This window comes from Viridibacillus arvi, assembly GCF_001274945.1.
GTDB lineage: Bacteria > Bacillota > Bacilli > Bacillales_A > Planococcaceae > Viridibacillus > Viridibacillus arvi.
This window is the reverse complement of sequence record NZ_LILB01000005.1, coordinates 1447064-1465616: the sequence shown is the minus strand read 5'-3', so window position 1 is coordinate 1465616 and position 18553 is coordinate 1447064. Positions and strand designations below refer to the sequence as shown.

16 protein-coding genes are annotated in these 18553 nt (G+C 37.6%); 11 read left to right on the top strand and 5 right to left on the bottom strand.

Translation table 11 applies throughout. The annotated features are described in order from the left end of the window. Positions 1 to 6: 6 nt before the first annotated feature. From AMD00_RS16185 to AMD00_RS16175, 3 genes are all read left to right on the top strand, one after another. Complete coding sequence (locus tag AMD00_RS16185) at positions 7 to 1047, top strand: ribonucleotide-diphosphate reductase subunit beta (RefSeq protein WP_053418022.1); 1041 nt, start codon at positions 7 to 9, stop codon at positions 1045 to 1047. Between the two features lie 193 nt (positions 1048 to 1240). Continuing rightward, complete coding sequence (locus AMD00_RS16180) at positions 1241 to 2536, top strand: globin-coupled sensor protein (protein WP_157059269.1); 1296 nt, start codon at positions 1241 to 1243, stop codon at positions 2534 to 2536. A 125-nt stretch (positions 2537 to 2661) separates the two neighbouring features. Beyond that, complete coding sequence (locus tag AMD00_RS16175; RefSeq protein ID WP_053418021.1) at positions 2662 to 3624, top strand: 2-hydroxyacid dehydrogenase; 963 nt, start codon at positions 2662 to 2664, stop codon at positions 3622 to 3624. 58 nt (positions 3625 to 3682) lie between these two features. On the opposite strand, the gene AMD00_RS16170 is transcribed toward AMD00_RS16175, so the two are convergent. Together AMD00_RS16170 and AMD00_RS16165 are read right to left on the bottom strand one after the other, a co-directional pair. Beyond that, the gene (locus AMD00_RS16170) at positions 3683 to 4882 is read right to left on the bottom strand and encodes an MFS transporter (protein ID WP_157059268.1); all 1200 of its coding nucleotides are present in this window, start codon (positions 4880 to 4882) and stop codon (positions 3683 to 3685) included. A 463-nt stretch (positions 4883 to 5345) separates the two neighbouring features. After that, the gene (locus AMD00_RS16165) at positions 5346 to 6131 is read right to left on the bottom strand and encodes a TIGR00266 family protein (RefSeq protein ID WP_053418020.1); all 786 of its coding nucleotides are present in this window, start codon (positions 6129 to 6131) and stop codon (positions 5346 to 5348) included. Positions 6132 to 6315: 184 nt separating this feature from the next. Between AMD00_RS16165 and AMD00_RS16160 the strand changes: the two genes are divergently transcribed. From AMD00_RS16160 to AMD00_RS16145, 4 genes are all read left to right on the top strand, one after another. Beyond that, positions 6316 to 7794, top strand: a complete 1479-nt coding sequence (locus AMD00_RS16160) for an aldehyde dehydrogenase family protein (RefSeq protein ID WP_053418019.1) — start codon at positions 6316 to 6318, stop codon at positions 7792 to 7794. Between the two features lie 23 nt (positions 7795 to 7817). Then, on the top strand, positions 7818 to 8990 hold the full coding sequence (locus AMD00_RS16155) for a saccharopine dehydrogenase family protein (protein ID WP_053418018.1): 1173 nt from the start codon (positions 7818 to 7820) through the stop codon (positions 8988 to 8990). 404 nt (positions 8991 to 9394) lie between these two features. Then, complete coding sequence (locus AMD00_RS16150) at positions 9395 to 10747, top strand: aminotransferase family protein (RefSeq protein ID WP_053418017.1); 1353 nt, start codon at positions 9395 to 9397, stop codon at positions 10745 to 10747. A 96-nt stretch (positions 10748 to 10843) separates the two neighbouring features. Further along, the gene (locus tag AMD00_RS16145) at positions 10844 to 12313 is read left to right on the top strand and encodes an APC family permease (protein WP_053418016.1); all 1470 of its coding nucleotides are present in this window, start codon (positions 10844 to 10846) and stop codon (positions 12311 to 12313) included. 167 nt (positions 12314 to 12480) lie between these two features. Here the strand turns inward: AMD00_RS16145 and pcp are convergent, their stop codons facing one another. The 3 genes from pcp to AMD00_RS16130 are packed head-to-tail and all read right to left on the bottom strand — an operon-like array spanning position 12481 to position 14812. Continuing rightward, positions 12481 to 13128 carry a pyroglutamyl-peptidase I gene (gene pcp / locus AMD00_RS16140; protein WP_053418015.1) on the bottom strand — a complete coding sequence of 216 codons (648 nt, stop codon included), beginning with the start codon at positions 13126 to 13128 and terminating at the stop codon, positions 12481 to 12483. 11 nt (positions 13129 to 13139) lie between these two features. Further along, complete coding sequence (locus AMD00_RS16135; protein WP_053418014.1) at positions 13140 to 14102, bottom strand: DUF979 domain-containing protein; 963 nt, start codon at positions 14100 to 14102, stop codon at positions 13140 to 13142. Between the two features lie 35 nt (positions 14103 to 14137). Then, positions 14138 to 14812: a DUF969 domain-containing protein gene (locus AMD00_RS16130; protein WP_053418013.1), complete on the bottom strand. Its 675-nt coding sequence runs from the start codon at positions 14810 to 14812 to the stop codon at positions 14138 to 14140. Between the two features lie 530 nt (positions 14813 to 15342). Here AMD00_RS16130 and AMD00_RS16125 point away from each other — a divergent pair. From AMD00_RS16125 to AMD00_RS24325, 4 genes are all read left to right on the top strand, one after another. Continuing rightward, a complete protein-coding gene (locus AMD00_RS16125; RefSeq protein WP_053418012.1) occupies positions 15343 to 15672 on the top strand; it encodes a DUF3870 domain-containing protein in 330 nt (109 codons plus the stop codon). A 249-nt stretch (positions 15673 to 15921) separates the two neighbouring features. After that, positions 15922 to 17091, top strand: a complete 1170-nt coding sequence (locus AMD00_RS16120) for a CaiB/BaiF CoA transferase family protein (RefSeq protein ID WP_053418011.1) — start codon at positions 15922 to 15924, stop codon at positions 17089 to 17091. Position 17092: 1 nt separating this feature from the next. After that, complete coding sequence (locus AMD00_RS16115) at positions 17093 to 18304, top strand: acyl-CoA dehydrogenase family protein (RefSeq protein WP_053418010.1); 1212 nt, start codon at positions 17093 to 17095, stop codon at positions 18302 to 18304. Between the two features lie 37 nt (positions 18305 to 18341). Beyond that, the gene (locus tag AMD00_RS24325) at positions 18342 to 18473 is read left to right on the top strand and encodes an RAxF-45 family protein (protein WP_407701122.1); all 132 of its coding nucleotides are present in this window, start codon (positions 18342 to 18344) and stop codon (positions 18471 to 18473) included. The last annotated feature ends 80 nt before the right edge of the window (positions 18474 to 18553 follow it).

The window sequence follows — 18553 nt, the reverse complement described above, 5'->3', positions numbered from 1 at the left end:
CTAACGATGACAAAGCTAGAGAAACGCCAATTAATGGATAAAACAGCTCCAAACCGTTCAACAGGTATTGTAAACGGGAGCTCTTCAAATATATTAAACTGGGATGATGTTCGTTTTAGTTGGGCGTATCCAAAATACAAGAAGATGCTGGGTAACTTTTGGACTCCTTTCGAAATTAATATGGGGAATGATATTAAAGAATTCCCAACATTAACAGCGAATGAAAAAGAAGCATTTATGAAAACAATCGGATTACTTGCTATGCTAGACAGTGTTCAAACAGACTATGCAGGAAAAGTGGCTGATTATTTAACAGATTCTAGCTTAAATGCTTTAATGATTATCCTTGCACAGCAGGAGGTAATTCATAATCATTCTTACTCATATATACTTTCAAGTTTAGTATCAAAAGATGAGCAAGATAAAGTATTTGATTTCTGGCGTACTGAGCCTGTCCTTGAAAAACGAAATGACTTCATTATTAAAGGATATAAAACATTTTCTGAAGAGCCTAATATCGACCATATGTTAAATTCCATCGTCTATGACGTCATTTTAGAAGGTTTATTCTTCTATTCTGGTTTCGCATTTTTCTACCATTTAGCACGCAATCAAAAAATGGTAGCAACGAGTACGATGATTAACTATATAAACCGTGACGAACAGCTTCATGTTGATCTATTCGTTAAAATTTATAAAGAATTGTTAGAAGAGTATCCTGAATACGATACACCAGAGCGCGCTAAGCAAGTTGAAGATATTTTCCGTGAAGCAGCTGCACTTGAAATTGAATGGGCACATGAAGTCATTGGAGATAAAATTGACGGCTTAGATGTAGATGATGTAGAAGATTATATTTATTTCTATACGAATGTACGCTGCTCACAATTAGGCTATGAAAGACCTTTCGACGGCTACCGTAAAAATCCGATGAAATGGATCAAAGCTTATGAAGATGTTGACTTAGGGAAAACGGACTTCTTCGAACAACGTTCTCGTCAATATGTGAAGGTAAATGTTCAAGATAATGGTTTTGATGAACTATAAAAAATGAAATAATAATATGAAGATGGGCGCTGTAGAGAGCGCTCATTTTTTTGTGGTACAAATAGTCTTTAGACCTATTTGTGATTGTGTCAGAAAAAACTTATTTAAATAATATTGAAATAATGGATATAAAGACTTGTTTTTTGGTATAGTTTAGTAAAATGTATAGATAATTTAGGGGTGAAATAAGTTTATGTTATCATTCAAACGTAATAGGGTAAATAAGATGATTCTCCCGGAAGTAGACATAACTAAAACTGGGATTTTTATAAGTGATCAGGAACGTCTACACCAAATAGATTTATTAAACTTAAAAAATGAAGATTTACATATCGCGCGTCAATTGAAACCTACAGTTGAGAAACATATAGTCGAGATAGTAGAGCAATTTTATGCATCTATTGAAACCGTCGCTTCTCTAAAGGAACTGATCCAGCAACATAGCTCTGGTGAAAGGTTACGTCAAACATTACGACATCATGTAATTGAAATGTTCGATGGGATTATTGATGATACATTTATCGAAAAACGCGCTCGTGTGGCAAAAGTACATGTTCGAATTGGATTATATCCAAAATGGTATTTAGCCGCATTCCAAAAAATAGAACATAATTTAATCGAGAAAATATATGACTTAGAGTTAGAGACTACCTTAGAACGTACCGTGATTAATTCTGTGAAAAAAATAATTAGCTTTGAACAACAAATCGTTCTTGAAGAATATGATCAATTTTCAGATCAATTATTGGAACAACAACAAGAAAAAACGCGTATGCATGTGAAAAATGTTATTGGTAGTATTTCTAGTAACTTAGAATCGCATTCTTTCCATACTTCAGAGTCTGTTGACACATTAATTGCAAGTACTAGTGAAGTGAATAAACATTTGAAGAGCAGTATTCAAGATGCAAAAGGAACTCGAGAAGCATCGGAAAAAGGATATAAGCAAATGCTTCTACTAAAAAAACATACAAATAAAATTAATGAAAAAACAAATGAAATGTCAAAAATGATTCAGGAGCTAGATTCATCTTCATCTGAAATTCATGCAGTAATCGAGATTGTAAAAAATATTGCAGGTCAAACAAACCTACTTGCATTAAACTCAGCAATTGAAGCTGCTAGAGCTGGGGAGCATGGTAAAGGATTTGCTGTAGTGGCTGATGAAGTACGTAAACTTGCAGACCAAACGAAGAAATCTGTTGAACAAATTGCAAGTTTAATTGGTATGTCCAGTGGCGTAACCAGCGAAGTAGTAACAGCTATTCAAGATATTCAGAACCTTGTAACTAATGGTATTGAAGAAAATGAAAAATCAATGCAGGAATTTGAGAACATTGGTAAGGCTGTAAATTTAACTATCCAAGATTTTCAAGAGGTAGAGCAGCGAATGGATATATTATCAAATGTCGTAACAACTATTGGTGAAACTTCAGAACAATTAAAACAAGCAGCAACAGAATTAGAAACAACTGTTAGAAAGTTTTAATTCACTTTACTGTTTTAATAGACAAGTTGAATTTATCTATTAAGACAGTTTTTTTATGTATTTTAATCAGAATACTTTGATAATATGATAAGCTTTCACTATGTTCTTTAAAGGAGGCAGTTTAGATGAAACCTATAGTTTGGATTACTAGAAAATTACCAGAGGAGGGCATAGCGCCACTCCGTGAAATAGCTGAAGTGAAGATGTGGCCGTCAGAGGAACAACCGATGCCTGCTGAAGAATTAAAACAAGCAGCTGGCGAAGCGGATGCAATGTGGGTCATGATTTCTGATCAAATAACTCGTGAAGTTATTGCAGAGGCACCAAAGTTAAAAATAATCGCTAACCTTGCAGTTGGCTATAATAATATTGATATTAAAGCTACAAAGGAAAAAGGTATTATTGTAACGAATACACCAGATGTCTTAACAGGAACTACAGCAGATTTAGCATTTGCTCTAATGCTTGCAACAGCCCGTAGAATCCCAGAAGCCGAGCGTGAAGTACGAGAGGGTAAATGGACAGGCTGGTCTGTTAACCAATTAACAGGGATGGATATTCATGGTGCAACTTTAGGTGTCGTAGGAATGGGACGTATCGGAGAAGCGGTAGCAAGACGAGGAATAGGTTTTGATATGAGAGTTTTATATCACAATCGTACAAGAAAGCCTGAAACTGAAGAAAAATATGGCTTTGAGTATGCAGAGCTAGATATATTATTGAAAGAATCCGATTTTGTTGTGCTATTAACTCCGTTAACATCTGAAACAAAAGGATTAATCGGTAAACGTGAAATTGCATTGATGAAAAATAGCGCAATTCTTATTAATGTTGCACGCGGGGGAGTTGTAGATGAGCAAGCTTTATATGAAGCGTTATTAAATAAAGAAATTTGGGCAGCGGGACTTGATGTTTTTGAAACAGAGCCGGTCCCAACTGATCATCCTTTATTAACATTGCCAAATGTTGTAGCGCTTCCTCATATAGGTAGTGCCTCAATTCGTACTAGAAATAATATGATGGCAAAAAATGCAGAGTCAATTGCGGCCTGTTTACAGGGAAGAGAAGTAAAGAGTCAAGTGAAATAAAACAAAAATGTGCCGGAAGGATCTTGGAATCCACGGCACATTTTTGTTTATAAAATATCTAACGAGATTTGGCAAGCTTTCTTTGCATCAGTACCAAGAAGAATAAAATCGGTAAAATAAACACCACAGTAGAAGCGATACCACTAGCGATTGTTGTATAAAGTGCTAATAGTCCAATAATAGGCCCCCCAGCAATTTGCCCAATAGCATCAAGTTGTCCGAACATAGACAAAGCAGTTGCACGACCCTGTGCTTCTAATCTTTCATTCGTCATTACGCTTATTAACGGATAATTAACATCACGTAGCGCTCCGGCTATCCAGAAAGTTAGAAGGGCTAGCAAAAAGTTTGAACTAAAGGCAAATGCAAGCATTGCAATTATTAATAAACCATTGGCAGTCAAAAGAATTAAAGGATAATTTTTATTGAAACGACCCTCTACAAATTTTAAAACGACAATGTTTAATAAAAACGCTACTGCATAAAAAGCCCCAAACCAGTAGATAGATTCATCCTCAGGTAAATGAAAGTCTTCAATAAAATGAGCACCCCATAGTCGATCGAATCCTTCGCTCGCCAACCCCAAAAGTATAGTTATAATCGCGATACTCACGAGCATTGTATTTCCTTTAATTTGGCGAGCACCGTGTCGAATTGTTGTTATAAGGTGATGTATGGCAGAAATATCTTTTTTTCGAGAAATTTTGACGAACTTTGTCTCTGGCATTGTGGATAATGCACCAAAAGCTAGGAGTACTATTAAAATTCCAGCAATAATAATTGTTACTTGCACTGAAAATAAAGTAGCAATACAAACGCTAAGTAAAATACCGAAAAATCGACCTAAAGATCTAAATTGAGCACCTTTAAGAAATACTGAATCTAAATTTCTACCTTCTAATTCATCAGCGATCCAAGCTTCCTCAGCACCGCTAATAAATGTCCAGCCTAATCCCCACAAACCTGAGGCGATGGCAATTGACCAAAAGGCGGGGAATATTCCTTCAAGTAAGTGTGCTATGCCAATTATAAAAGTTCCGATGAATAGAGAACGTTTACGTCCATAATGATCTGCAACTAAACCTGTTGGCATTTCACATAGAAATACAGATACCTCCATAATCGTTCCAATAAGTACTAGCTGTAATGGATTTAATCCTGCATTTATAACGTAATAAATTGCGTTCAGTGTGAATACCATTTGTATAAGTAATGAGCGTGAACTAGTGATTGCATAATAAATATTTTGTGTTTTCAATTTTTTTCCTCCGTATTAGTAAAATACCGGAGGTCAAACTCTCATTATTAAGACAGCATGCCCTCCGAGTTGTCTTTGAAAGTCATTAAAGTGCTTTTCATATTCGTCCACTCCTTTTTTGAAATTATTGTAATTTTATCATAAGAGATAGAAGAGAAGAAAGAATTTTTAAATAGATTAATAATAGTGAAGGGTGACTAATAGAATGTTAGGTACAGTATTTATGAAGTGCTGTAATAAGATACAACGCTATGTTAAAGAAAAAACCCTACTCTTATTAAGGAGTAGGGTGAGTTATAAGCATTGGATATGAGTTATAAAGGATGGACGAGCGCTTAAAGTCAAAATTCGACTCTAACTTCTATATTCCTCCGTGTTTCACAGCTAAGTGGTTGCCTTGATCAAACAGGATATTGATCATGTAACCGCTGCGATAGGGTTTTGCGTAATTAGCTTGTCTTTCTTATTTGTTGAAAATATCAAATAGGCCGCCGATACCGCCTTCGCCAACGGATTTGTTACCCGGTAGTTGTGGGGTTGCGGCGAATACGCGGCTTGCTAGTCGGCTGAATGGAAGTGATTGAATCCATACAGTTCCTGGTCCTTTAAGTGTTGCGAAGAATAGGCCTTCTCCTCCAAATAGAGCAGTTTTTACACCTTTGACCATTTCGATATCGTAATCAACGTCTGCTGTCATTGCGACAAGGCAACCTGTATCTACACGTAATGTCTCACCAACTTGAAGGTTCTTTTGAATGATTGTACCACCTGCATGAACGAACGCCATGCCATCACCTTCTAGTTTTTGCATGATGAAACCTTCACCACCGAAAAATCCTGTTCCTAATTTGCGTTGGAATTCAATGCCAATTGAAACCCCTTTAGCAGCTGCTAAGAAAGCATCTTTTTGGCAAATGATTTTTCCATTATATTGACTTAAATCCATAGGAATGATTTTCCCAGGATAGGGAGAAGCAAAAGAAACATGTTTTTTTCCATAACCTTCATTTGTGAATGTTGTGATGAATAAACTTTCACCTGTTACAAGTCTTTTACCAGCGCCCATTAGTTTACCCATGAAACCGCCACCGCTTGAGGCATCACCAAAAACAGTTTCCATGCGAATGCCGTCTTCCATCATCATTAATGCACCAGCTTCAGCAATGACTGTTTCTTGTGGATCTAATTCTACCTCTACAAACTGCATGTCATCGCCGTATAATTTGTAATCAATTTCATGATTATTCATCTTTTTTCCTCCCAATTGTTAAAGTCTAGTATTTAATATTAATACGATTCGAGATTTTAAAAGGTTTCGTCAATTTTCAGGAAAAAATAAATTGACTGAAATTTTAAAGAAAATGAAGGATATTTAGGTATTTTGTAGAAAATATATACAGAGAAAGCGTTTTCATATAAAAGGAGGGATAGCAGTGAAGTTGCAAAATTTTATCGGAGGGCAATGGGGAACCTCTGAAGATTTGAAATTCGTACCCGTTATTAATCCTGCAAATGGTGAGGAATTAGCTCAAGTACCTATGTCTTCAACAGGAGCTGTGGAGCAAGCAGTAGCTGTTGCAAAAAAGGCACAAAAAAATTGGGCACTTGTACCAGCACCAAAACGCGCAGATTATTTGTATGCAATTGGTTTAAGAATGAAAGAAAAGAAAGAACATTTAGCTCAGGTACTTACAAAAGAGATGGGAAAAGTTATTGAAGAAGGTCGAGGCGAAGTACAAGAGGGCATTGATATGGCATTTTATATGGCTGGAGAAGGGCGACGTTTGTTTGGGGAAACAACTCCGTCAGAGTTAGCCAATAAATTTGCTATGAGTGTTCGTGCTCCAATTGGCGTCGTTGGCTTAATAACACCTTGGAATTTCCCTGTGGCAATTGCGACTTGGAAATCATTCCCTGCAATTGTTGCAGGGAATACATTTATCTGGAAACCTGCTACAGAAACACCAATGATGGCTTATGAAATGGCGAAAATCTTTGAAGAAGTAGGCTTGCCAGATGGCGTTGCTAATGTTGTTTTTGGATCAGGTTCAGAAGTAGGAACAGCGTTAATCGAGCATCCAGATGTCAAAGTCATTTCGTTCACAGGTTCAACTGCTACAGGTAGCAAGGTGGCAGAGTTGGGCGGCCGTCATTTAAAGAAAGTTTCTTTAGAAATGGGTGGCAAAAATGCAGTGATAGTCATGGATGATGCTGATTTAGAACTAGCTGTTGAAGGGATTTTGTGGAGTGCTTTTGGAACAGCGGGTCAACGTTGTACGGCATGTAGTCGAGTGATTGTGCATAAAGATGTAAAAGCAGAGCTGGAAGAACGCCTCCTAACAGCTATGCAACTATTAACAATTGGCGATGGTTTAGATGAGTCGGTGAAAATTGGTCCGGTTATTAATAAAACTGCATTACACAAGATTAATAGCTATGTAGAATTAGGCCGTCAGGAAGGTGCGAAGTTACTTGCAGGGGGCAATATATTGACTGGAACGCCTTTTGATCAAGGTTTTTATTACGCGCCAACTTTATTTACTGATGTGAAATGGGATGCTCGGATTGCACAAGAAGAGATTTTCGGCCCCGTTGTCTCATTGATAGAAGTAGAAAGTTTAGAAGAAGCTATTGAAGTCAATAACAGTGTGCAATTTGGACTTTCAAGTTCCATCTTTACACAAGATATTAATCGAGCATTCCAAGCGCAGCGTGATTTAGATACGGGTATTGTATACGTCAATGCTGGTACAACGGGTGCAGAAATTCATCTACCGTTTGGTGGCACAAAAGGAACAGGGAATGGTCATCGTGATTCTGGTGTTGCAGCATTGGATGTCTATACGGAATGGAAGAGTATCTACATCGATTACAGTGGCAAGTTGCAACGAGCACAAATTGATACGGAATAATAACAAAGAAAGGGGACAATCAGATGAAAGTAGCAGTATTAGGTGCAGGTTTAATGGGGAAAGAGGTTGCGCGTGATTTAGTTAAAAGTGACAAAGTTGAAAAAGTGTACTTAGCAGACTTAGATGTTGGCCAAACAACATTATTCGCTGAGTTATTGAAGTCAGATAAATTAGAAGTGCTACATCTAGATGCCAATGACGATACGGAGTTAAAATTTGTGATGGCAAAAGCAGATGTTGTGATAAACGCTCTATTTTATACATTTAACGAAAAAGTTGCACGTATGGCAATTGAAGTAGGGGTGCATTCAGTCGATCTAGGTGGTCACATTGGCGGTGCAACAAATGCTGTTTTAAAGTTATCTGACAATGCTAAAGAAAAAGGCATTACATTGATTCCAGACTTAGGTGTTGCACCAGGAATGATTAATATTTTAACAGGTTATGGTGCTTCAAAATTAGATAGTGTCAAATCGATAAAAATCTTTGTTGGAGGAATTCCGGTTGAAAAAGAACCACCACTGGATTATAACATTGTGTTTTCACTAGAAGGCGTATTCGATCACTATACTGACCCTTCGCATGTTATTCGTGGTGGAAAACTGCAGGAAATTACTTCATTGTCAGAGATTGAAAAGGTTTATTTTGATGGTTTTACCGGGCTGGAGGCATTCCATACTTCAGGCGGTTTATCTACTTTGGCACAGACCTTCCCAAATGTGAATACGTTGGAATATAAAACAATTCGCTATCAAGGTCATGCAGAAAAGTTCAAGTTACTTGTAGATTTAGGTTTAACAAATAAGGAGACAACAGTGAATCTAGAGGGTCAGGCCATCAAAGCACGTGATGTTTTACGTGAAGTGCTACAAAGTAAAATGTCTCTTGGAAATAAATCGGATGCGGTATTATTACGGGTGATTGTTTCAGGCGAAAAAGGTGAGGAGCTTGTTTCGTACGAATACGAATTAATTATTAAGAAAGACAAAGAAACCAATGAAACAGCAATGGCATTAGCAACTGCAAATACAATTTCAGTAGTTGCTCAGTTAGTAGGCGATGGTACGATTTCAAAACGTGGAGTATATCCACCAGAGAAAGTAGTTCCAGGTGAAAAATACATGGAAGAAATGAAAAAACGCGGAGTTTCTATTAAAGAAACTATGCATCGTTCAACCAATATTGTAAAAGGATAAAAGAGGACTACGGAGATGGTCTTTTTATCATAAACAAAATCTGACGAGTAATCTCGTAAAATATTTTATAAAACTGATGATAAATAGTTTGAATATTTGAAATCACTAGACAATAATATGTGTTATTAGTAAGTTTTGACGGTAGCCCTAAAATATATAGTAAAGTACTTGAGTTTACAAATATGACTGCCTAATCTGTTTAAAGCCAAAACCCGGTTTTTTGTCGCAGATATAAGCCAGTTCAATTTGACTCACAGATATCTATCTGTAGTCTTTTTGAATTGGTTTTTTTAATGCACTTAAGAGGGGAGGTTAACATTCTTTTAGCAAAAACAGACATCATGAGTAGTTTACGGTTATACCATCATTTCAATAAGAAATAATAAAAAACAGGAGGAATACAGATGACAACTTTAAATGAATGGGACAAAAAGCATTTTATTCATCCAACTTCATCAATTCAAGAGCAACAAGCGAATGGACCAAAAGTGATTTTCAATAAGAGTGAAGGAATATATCTCACAAGTAAAGATGGTACAAAGTATATAGATGCTATGTCGTCGCTTTGGAATGTTAACATTGGGCACGGTCGAAAAGAAATAGCAGAAGCAGCAAAAGAACAAATGGAACAATTAGCATACAGCTCATGTTTTTCAAATTTTAGTAATGAGCCGGCTATTCGTCTAGCAAAGAAAATTGCTTCTTTAGCTCCACCTAGTTTAAATGCGGTGTTCTTTACATCAGGTGGTTCAGAGTCAAATGACTCAGCAATAAAAATTGTACGTCATTATTGGCGTATTCAAGGTCAACCTGAGCGAAATAAAATCGTTGCATTACGACGAGGATATCATGGCGTCTCAGCAGGTGCTACAAGTGCAACTGGTATACCTGAGTTTTGGGACATGGCAGGGAATTTAATGCAAGGATTTGTGCATGCAAAATCTCCTTATGAAATTGGTACTGAGGCATCGATTCAATCCATTCGCGAAGTAATTGAAGCTGAAGGACCAGAAAAGATTGCGGCATTCATGGCAGAACCTGTCCAAGGAGCAGGTGGAGTATTAATCCCACCGAAGGATTATTACAAAGCAGTGCGTAAGATATGCAATGAATATGGCATTTTATATATAGCAGATGAGGTTATTACAGGCTTTGGACGTACAGGGAAAATGTTCGGTGTTGAAAATTATGGAGTAGAGCCGGATGTATTAACATTTGCAAAAGGTGTAACAAGTGGCTACTTTCCACTAGGTGGTGTCATTGTTTCCGATCACGTGCATAATGTGCTAAAGGAAAAATCAGAAGGAGTATTATTCCATGGTTTTACCTACAGTGGTCATCCGACAGGGGCGGCTGTAGCTCTAAAAAACCTTGAAATTTTAGAACGTGAAAATCTGGTAGATAACTCCTTTAAAATGGGTGAAGAATTACAAAAAGGTTTTAAATCCATTAAAGAGGAATCAACGATTGTAGGTGATATTCGTACGTTAGGTTTACTCGGAGCGATGGAGTTTGTACAAGATCCTTTAACGAATAAACGCTTTCCTGCCGAGTTAAAAGTGGCGCCAAGAATTATTGCGGCATTGCATGAACGTGGCGTTATATGTCGTGCAGTTACTTATGACAATACAGACATCGTATGTTTCTCACCACCATTGATTATTACAAAAGCGCAGATAGATGACCTAGTTGCTATATTACGTGAAGCTGTACTAATTGTTCAACAAGAGGTTGAAGAGCAGCTAGCAGCACTTTAAAAACTAATGAAAAATTATTCAATGCTAGATAGATCGAGAGTAATTCCATTAATAGAGTCTATTGTGTTTCAATAGACTCTTATCCGGGGGTGTAAGATGGAAGATCAAAAGCTATTGAAAATTTTAGGGAATAGAGACGTTATGGCGCTTGCATTTGGAGCAATGATTGGTTGGGGTTGGGTAGTAACAGCTGGTTTATGGATTACAGAAGCAGGTTCACTAGGAGCAATCATAGCATTTTTAATAGGTGGATTACTTGTTATATTTATTGGGTTAACGTACGCGGAATTGTCCTCAGCCATGCCGTTATCTGGTGGAGAACTATTCTTTACCTATAGGGCGACTGGACGGCTCACCTCGTTTATAGCAACATGGGCAATGATTCTTGGATATGTCTCAGTTGTAGCCTTTGAAGCTGTAGCATTACCAACTGTTTTTGAATATGTCGTTCCTGGCTATAGCGTCGGTTACATGTATACAATTGCAGGCTGGGATGTAAATTTTACTTGGGTAGCAGTAGGAATTCTTGGGTCGATTATTATTGCATGGATTAACTATAGGGGTATGAAAATTACAAGTGTTGTAATGTCAATTTTGACATTACTCATATTAATCTCAGGTGTATTGCTTGTTACGGGAAGTTCTATTGCAGGAAGCCCTGAGCATATGCAGCCCTTATTTGAAAAAGGCTGGGGTGGCATTATGGCTGTATTGATTATGACGCCATTCATGTTTGTAGGATTCGATGTGATACCTCAAGCTGCAGAAGAGATTAATCTGCCACGTAAACGAATTGGACAACTTTTAATCATTTCAGTGTTTTTAGCTATTACTTGGTATGTGGCAATTATCTTCGGCGTTTCATACGTGCTGACACCTACAGAAATTGCTAGTTCATCGCTTGTTACAGCAGATGCGATGGCAAAGGCATTTGGTGGTAGTAAGATGATGGGGAATGTTTTAGTGCTTGGTGGAATAGGTGGGATATTAACAAGCTGGATTGGCTTCTATGTAGGCGGTAGTCGTGCCATTTTTGCATTGGCGAGAGCAGGAATGTTACCAAAGGCATTAGGCGAACTACATCCTAAATATAGAACGCCACATAAAGCGATTTTACTCATTGCGGTTTTGACTACTTTAGCACCATTATTTGGTCGACCAGCACTTGTCTGGTTAGTAGATGCAGGTGGTTTTGCTCTTGTTATTGCATGGGTTTTAGTAGCAATTGCCTTTATTATTTTGCGCAAAAGAGAGCCTAATTTAAAAAGACCTTTTATATTGCCAGGAGGTACATTAATTGGTTGGTTAGCTGTCATAATGTCAATTGGTGTATGTATTTTATATCTACCAGGTATGCCTTCCGCGTTAGTTTGGCCGTATGAGTGGGTAATCATATTAGCATGGGCTGTTTTTGGGGCAGTGTTATATAAAATCTCTATGGTTAAATATGGCGCTAAAAATGCAAACAAACTAATGGACCAGGAAATAGAACGGGTGTTATCTGAAGAAGATATTGAAGAAACTTCAACAAAAAAAGATGTAAATAGAGTTTTGGAGAGAGTTTAATATTCACAAGAATGAAAATGAGATTTGAGCACAAAAAAAAGACCTCTTGTTATGATGAAAATGTCCCAAGCTGGCCAGCAAAAAGGATAAATACATCATAAACAGGAGGTCTATCATTTATTATAAGAAAAATGAGAATCGCTCAAATTTCTTGAAATACAGTACAACTAATGGGTCGTCCCACCTACTATATGAATATCCGTTTCATATTTAGCAGATGTGACAGCAGCTATTTTTAGGCCTTTAACAATTGTCTCAAGACTTAAACTAGGCGCTTCTTTATTAATGGTTTGTTCAGGAATGAAAGGAATATGGATAAATCCGCCTCGAATACTTGATGAAGTTCGAGCGATATAGTCCATTAATCCATAAAAGATATGGTTACATACAAATGTTCCAGCGGTATGGGATACCGATGCTGGAATATTGCTCTCTTTCATGTTTTCGACAATTCTCTTGATGGGGAACGTAGACCAATAGGCTACTGGCCCTTTGTCTGCAATCGGTAGATCAATGGGTTGGTTACCCTGATTGTCTGGAATTCTTGCATCATCCATATTGATTGCAACTCGTTCAGGTGTGATATGAAGTCGACCCCCAGCTTGTCCAACACAGATAACGATATCAGGATTATGTTGCTGGATAAGATGCTCCAATACTGCAACTGATTCCCCGAATACAGTTGGGATTTGTTCAGCAACTAGAGTTACATCATCAATAACTTCTCCATGTAACTGTTTTACTGCTTCCCAGGAAGGGTTTATTCTTTCTCCGCCAAAGGGCTCAAAGCCGGTTAACAACACTTTTTTCTTCATGTCGATCCCTCCTATATTCCTAATGAAACAAGGAAATACATAAGTATGATATTGAAAACTAATACTGCCAAAGCTGTTGGGATTTGAACTTTTATAACATGGTTTTTATCTTTCAAGTCCAACAAGGCTGCCGGTACAATATTAAAGTTAGCGGCCATTGGTGTCATCAATGTTCCACAATAACCCGCGAACATAGATATGGCAGCTATATGATTTGGATTTGCATCAAATTGTTTAATCAGAAAAGGAATGGCGATACCTGCAGCCATAATTGGGAAGGCAGCAAAGGCATTCCCCATAATCATAGTGAATATAGCCATGCCAAGACAGAAAATGACCACAATCCAAAATAGTGAACCTTCTGGGATAATTGCTGTTACAGCGTCAGAAACGACTGTACCAACCCCTGCAGTTGTGTAAATAGTTCCTAATGTTGCAAGTAATTGTGGTAGCAATACAGCCCAACCAATTGATTCTAGCAGACGACGTGATTCTTTCACAGCTCCTGTAGGTGTTCCGCGTGTCATCCACATGGCAACAATAATGGCAGTCAAACACGCCAGACCTAAAGCAACCATCGTTACATTAGATGGATCCAGTAAAGCCTTTCCTCCAATTTTAACACCGTCTAGCAACTTAGAACCAACTAAGGTTAAAATCGGAATTAAGATAGCAGGTAGGAAAAGACGGCCGCCAAGGCGTTTTCTTCGCTCTTCCTTAACAGCAAGGCTTTCTTCAACATGTTCACCTTTCTTTAACCCGCCACTAGCAATGATTAAAACCATTACAATAACCATAAGCCCAATGTAAAATGGCGGAATAATCTTGCCGAACATTAATGTAACTGAATAAATCAAGTAAAAGCTTCCCGATGCTAACCGCCGGCTGTTTGTCCGATCAGTGAAAATATATAGGGAGCAGCCTAGAACAATGATGCCCATTAATACGTAAATCATTTCAACTGAGAATATCATAATAGACTCTCACTTTCTCTTTAGATTTTTTTGCGTTATTTACCACGACTGCCCAAACGTTTATCCAGCTTTTTATCAAACATGCGGAGACGAATGGCGTGTACGATAAAAGCAAAGATGGCAGTAGGAATTCCCCATAATGCCATTGATATTGGATCGGCAGGTATATTATTCTGTTCAAAAAACCCGTTCATCAAAAGAATTGCACCAACCGCCACGAAAATATCTTCTCCGAAAAACAAACCGATATTATCTGTTGCAGCTGCGTGTGCACGGATTTCCTGTTGCTCTTTCTCAGGTAGTTTTCCATATTTCGATAAAGCAGCACCTTCTGCCATTGGAGCGATCAGCGGACGTACAGTCTGTGGATGACCCCCAAGGCTGTTTAAACCAAGAGCAGCTCCTGCTTCTCTGATCAATAAATACATGGTCAATACTCGGCCAACAGTGATGGCTTTAATTTTTGATACAATCTTTGCAGCTTGTTGCTGGAGACCATTTTTTTCAAGCAGCCCAATAACAGGAAGAGTGACTATCAAAATAGACATGTACCTGTTAGTTGTAAATGCTTCTCCAAATTGAGTAATAATACTGGTAATAGGAATACCGGCAATCATCCCTGTAACGAGTGCTGAAATAGTTACTACAACTGCTGAATTGATTCTAAGTACAAATCCAATCATGATTAAAAGAACACCAATTAGAACCATAAATATCCCCTTTCTTATTATTAAAACTATTTTTCAATAATATAAACTAAATATTATTGTATATCAAAGTGAGAATGTTTTAAATATTTTTTTATGATTTAAGTGTGTAATTATCTAAAAATTTAAGTCTTTAAAAAGATGCGAGTATGAAAGAAAGTGAAGATGTATGGGTGTTTTTAAAATGAACGCAACTAATCGGGAAATTAGATTACGGTAATAGGTTGGAATAATCTTCAGCAACCGCAGCACTATTTGGCGGTATGAAAGAAAGTGGTATAGGAAGTGAAGGTGGACAAGATAAGCTTGATAAGTTTATTAGTTTTACAATATGAATCAAAAGATATTGCTTAGATTTAGCACTGTTCTAAATAGTATAGTGTTTCATTTTCACTCTAAATAAATTACCATTCTCGTTGGTAATAGGGCATTTTCACTTATAAAAAAACTTTCAAATTAATGATAAGTGTTGTATGATTTTTATATAATTTCTAAATTTTAGATAAATAATGTGCTAAGGGAGTTGAACCATTATGAACACAATTTTTATAGCAGGGCATGCGAGGCTGCCATCTGGTATGGCCGCACAAAACATTTATGAGACACTTACAATCACTGCGGAAATTGATAAGAAATATGGGGTAATCGTTGCGGCAAGTTGTACGTTAGCAACGCAGCATGGGAAATCTTTTGTTGAACAATTACTAAGAGGCCATAGTTTGCAAGATGGTATTACACAACCGCTCGAAGCAGTGAAAATACATTATTTAGGCAAAGCAGGAAACGCGTTAATGTCGGCATTGAAAGATTTATATAAACAATATGAATCTCACAAATCGACAAAAATAATTCAGAATATTTAGTTAGTTATAAATTTACAAAAAAAGAATAGTATAGTAAAGTTAAAGATAATAAATCATGCAAAAACGTACAAGACGTTCATTTCGTATGATGAGGTAACAAGGGTAATAGTAAGCCAATACTGTCTAATCTGTTTGAAGCCTAGCCGGGTTTATGACACAGATAAGAGCCAGTTCAATTTGACACTCAGTATATTCACTGGAGTCTTTTTGAATTGGCTTTTTTATTGACCTATAAAGAGAGGTGACAGGATGTCTGGTGCTTTAGAAAATATTCGTATAATCGATTTATCACGAGTACTTGCGGGGCCATACTGCACAATGATTTTAGGTGATTTAGGGGCTGAGGTCATTAAAGTAGAGTCCCCTGATAGTGGTGATGAGACGCGAAAATGGGGGCCTCCATTCCAAGATGATGTAAGTGCGTATTACTTAACAGCAAATCGTAATAAAAAAGCGATTACACTTAATTTGAAGGAAGAAGAAGGACGCGAAGTTATTAAAAGGTTAGTACAAGATAGCGATGTCATCATTAATAACTTTAAAACAGGTACTATGGAGCGCTTTGGTTTAGGGTATGAAACATTAGCTGGGATCAACCCAGGTATTGTCTATTGCTCGATTACTGGCTTTGGTGAGACAGGACCAGATCGCTATTTACCGGGATATGATTTCATTATCCAGGGGATGAGTGGCCTTATGAGCATTACTGGGACAGCAGAATCTGGCCCACAAAAAACAGGCGTAGCAATCACTGATGTACTTACCGGAATGTACGCATGTATTGGTATTCAATCGGCATTACTAGAACGTAATCGCTCAGGAATCGGTCAAAAAGTCGATATCGCTTTATATGATGCCGCTGTGAGCGCATTAGTCAATGTGGGGAGCAGTTATTTAATGTCAGGCAATATTCCAACTGGACTTGGAAATGCACATGCCAATATCGTACCGTACCAGACATTTAAAACGGCCGATAGTGAAATGGTCATAGCAGTTGGAAACGATCATCAGTTTACAACACTTTGTGAAGTGCTGAAGATACCTCAATATGCACAGGATATACGTTTTCGTAATAATCCAGATCGCGTAAAGCAACGTGATGTGCTGATACCTTTATTGCAAACAGCTTTTTTACAAGAGTCTACAGAGTATTGGTATGAAGCATGCAGAAAAAAGAACATACCAGCTGGGCCGATTCAAAATATTCAAGAAGTTGAACAAGATAAGCAGTTACAGGCACGTAATATGTTCATCACTTATGATCACCCTACAATAGGTCAAATCAAAATGATCGGGAGCCCGTTGAAATTATCAAGAACACCTGTGACAATCAGACATCACCCGCCAAATCCAGGAGAGCACAACGATGAAATTTTACAGCCTTTGTATGAAAAAATGACACATAAGGGAGAGAATTAATATGAATTTTGAATTTACTGAAGAACAAAAAATGTTGAGAAATACAGTGCGTGCTTTTGTTGATAAAGAAATTATGCCTAATATCACTGAGTGGGATAGTCAAGGTAAGTTCGATCCGGAAATCTTTACTAAGTTATCAGCATTAGGTTTAATGGGTGTGTGTATTCCTGAAGCTTATGGTGGTAGTGGAATGGATTATAACTCTTTAGCTATTGTTTGTGAGGAATTAGAGCGTGGTGATACAGCGTTTCGTACAGCTGTTTCTGTCCATACAGGACTAAATAGTATGACTCTATTGCAATGGGGTAATGAAGAACAAAAGAAAAAGTATCTCATTCCTCAAGCTAAGGGAGCAAAGATTGGCGCTTTCGGTTTAACTGAACCAGGAGCGGGTTCTGATGTGGCCGCTATGTCTACACATGCAATACTTGATGGTGACCACTATATTTTAAATGGTCAAAAAACATGGATTTCTTTATGTGATGTGGCCGATTATTTCATCGTATTTGCTTATACAGGTGATCGTTCATTAAAACACAAAGGAATTTCTGCCTTCATAGTGGATCGTACGTGGGAAGGGTTCTCTTCGAAAGCGATAAAAGGGAAGTATGGCATCCGTGCTGGTAATACGGGTGAGCTTTTCTTCGAAGATGTCAAAGTCCCAAAAGAAAACTTATTAGGTGAAGAAGGCGAAGGCTTTAAAATTGCAATGGCCGCTTTAGATAATGGCCGTTTTACTGTAGCAGCAGGAGCAGTTGGTTTATCGATGGCATGTATAGAAGAAAGCGTAAAATATTGCCATCAACGTCACACATTTGGCAAACCAATAGGACAGCACCAGCTTGTAAAACAAATGATTGCGAAAATGGAAGCAGGCTATCAGATGAGTCGTTTATTAGTCTATCGAGTAGGAGAATTAAAAAATCAAGGTGTACGTAATACACGCGAAACATCTTTAGCAAAGTGGCAGGCATGTGATTTCGCCAACAAAGCAGCAGATGATGCGGTGCAAATCCATGGTGCATACGGATATTCAGATGAATACCCAGTAGCTCGTTTCCTTCGTAACTCAAAAGCACCTGTTATTTATGAAGGTACACGTGAAATCCATACGTTAATGCAAGCAGATTATGTATTAGGAGAACGTGAAGATAAACCATTGAACCATATGCTACCTAAATGGCCATTTGAAATTGACCATCAATTATGTTAGACTATTCATAATTATTTGAAACGGAGGTGAGGAAAGAATGAAAAACGTTGTGGATGCATATGTTTATACTTTGGAGTTTTTGCCAATTACATGTGCGATTTCTTTCGATTTTGCTGCTAACGGGATAAGTGCGCCCATTTTTCAACAAAATCAAATAATCCACAGCTGATTAGCCATTCTTTCCAAGCCGTATTTTAAGGCGTAAAAGACTGTCCGTTAATCAGGCAGTCTTTTTGTTTTGGCAAAAAT

Coding starts and splice junctions, on each gene's coding strand:
- AMD00_RS16120 (WP_053418011.1), top strand. CDS start 15,922: ATGTCTGGTGCTTTAGAAAATATTCGTATAATCGATTTATCACGAGTA.
- AMD00_RS16165 (WP_053418020.1), bottom strand. CDS start 6,131: ATGAATAATCATGAAATTGATTACAAATTATACGGCGATGACATGCAG.
- AMD00_RS16135 (WP_053418014.1), bottom strand. CDS start 14,102: ATGATATTCTCAGTTGAAATGATTTACGTATTAATGGGCATCATTGTT.
- AMD00_RS16155 (WP_053418018.1), top strand. CDS start 7,818: ATGAAAGTAGCAGTATTAGGTGCAGGTTTAATGGGGAAAGAGGTTGCG.
- AMD00_RS16180 (WP_157059269.1), top strand. CDS start 1,241: ATGTTATCATTCAAACGTAATAGGGTAAATAAGATGATTCTCCCGGAA.
- pcp (WP_053418015.1), bottom strand. CDS start 13,128: ATGAAGAAAAAAGTGTTGTTAACCGGCTTTGAGCCCTTTGGCGGAGAA.
- AMD00_RS16185 (WP_053418022.1), top strand. CDS start 7: ATGACAAAGCTAGAGAAACGCCAATTAATGGATAAAACAGCTCCAAAC.
- AMD00_RS16125 (WP_053418012.1), top strand. CDS start 15,343: ATGAACACAATTTTTATAGCAGGGCATGCGAGGCTGCCATCTGGTATG.
- AMD00_RS16175 (WP_053418021.1), top strand. CDS start 2,662: ATGAAACCTATAGTTTGGATTACTAGAAAATTACCAGAGGAGGGCATA.
- AMD00_RS16130 (WP_053418013.1), bottom strand. CDS start 14,812: ATGGTTCTAATTGGTGTTCTTTTAATCATGATTGGATTTGTACTTAGA.
- AMD00_RS16145 (WP_053418016.1), top strand. CDS start 10,844: ATGGAAGATCAAAAGCTATTGAAAATTTTAGGGAATAGAGACGTTATG.
- AMD00_RS24325 (WP_407701122.1), top strand. CDS start 18,342: ATGAAAAACGTTGTGGATGCATATGTTTATACTTTGGAGTTTTTGCCA.
- AMD00_RS16150 (WP_053418017.1), top strand. CDS start 9,395: ATGACAACTTTAAATGAATGGGACAAAAAGCATTTTATTCATCCAACT.
- AMD00_RS16115 (WP_053418010.1), top strand. CDS start 17,093: ATGAATTTTGAATTTACTGAAGAACAAAAAATGTTGAGAAATACAGTG.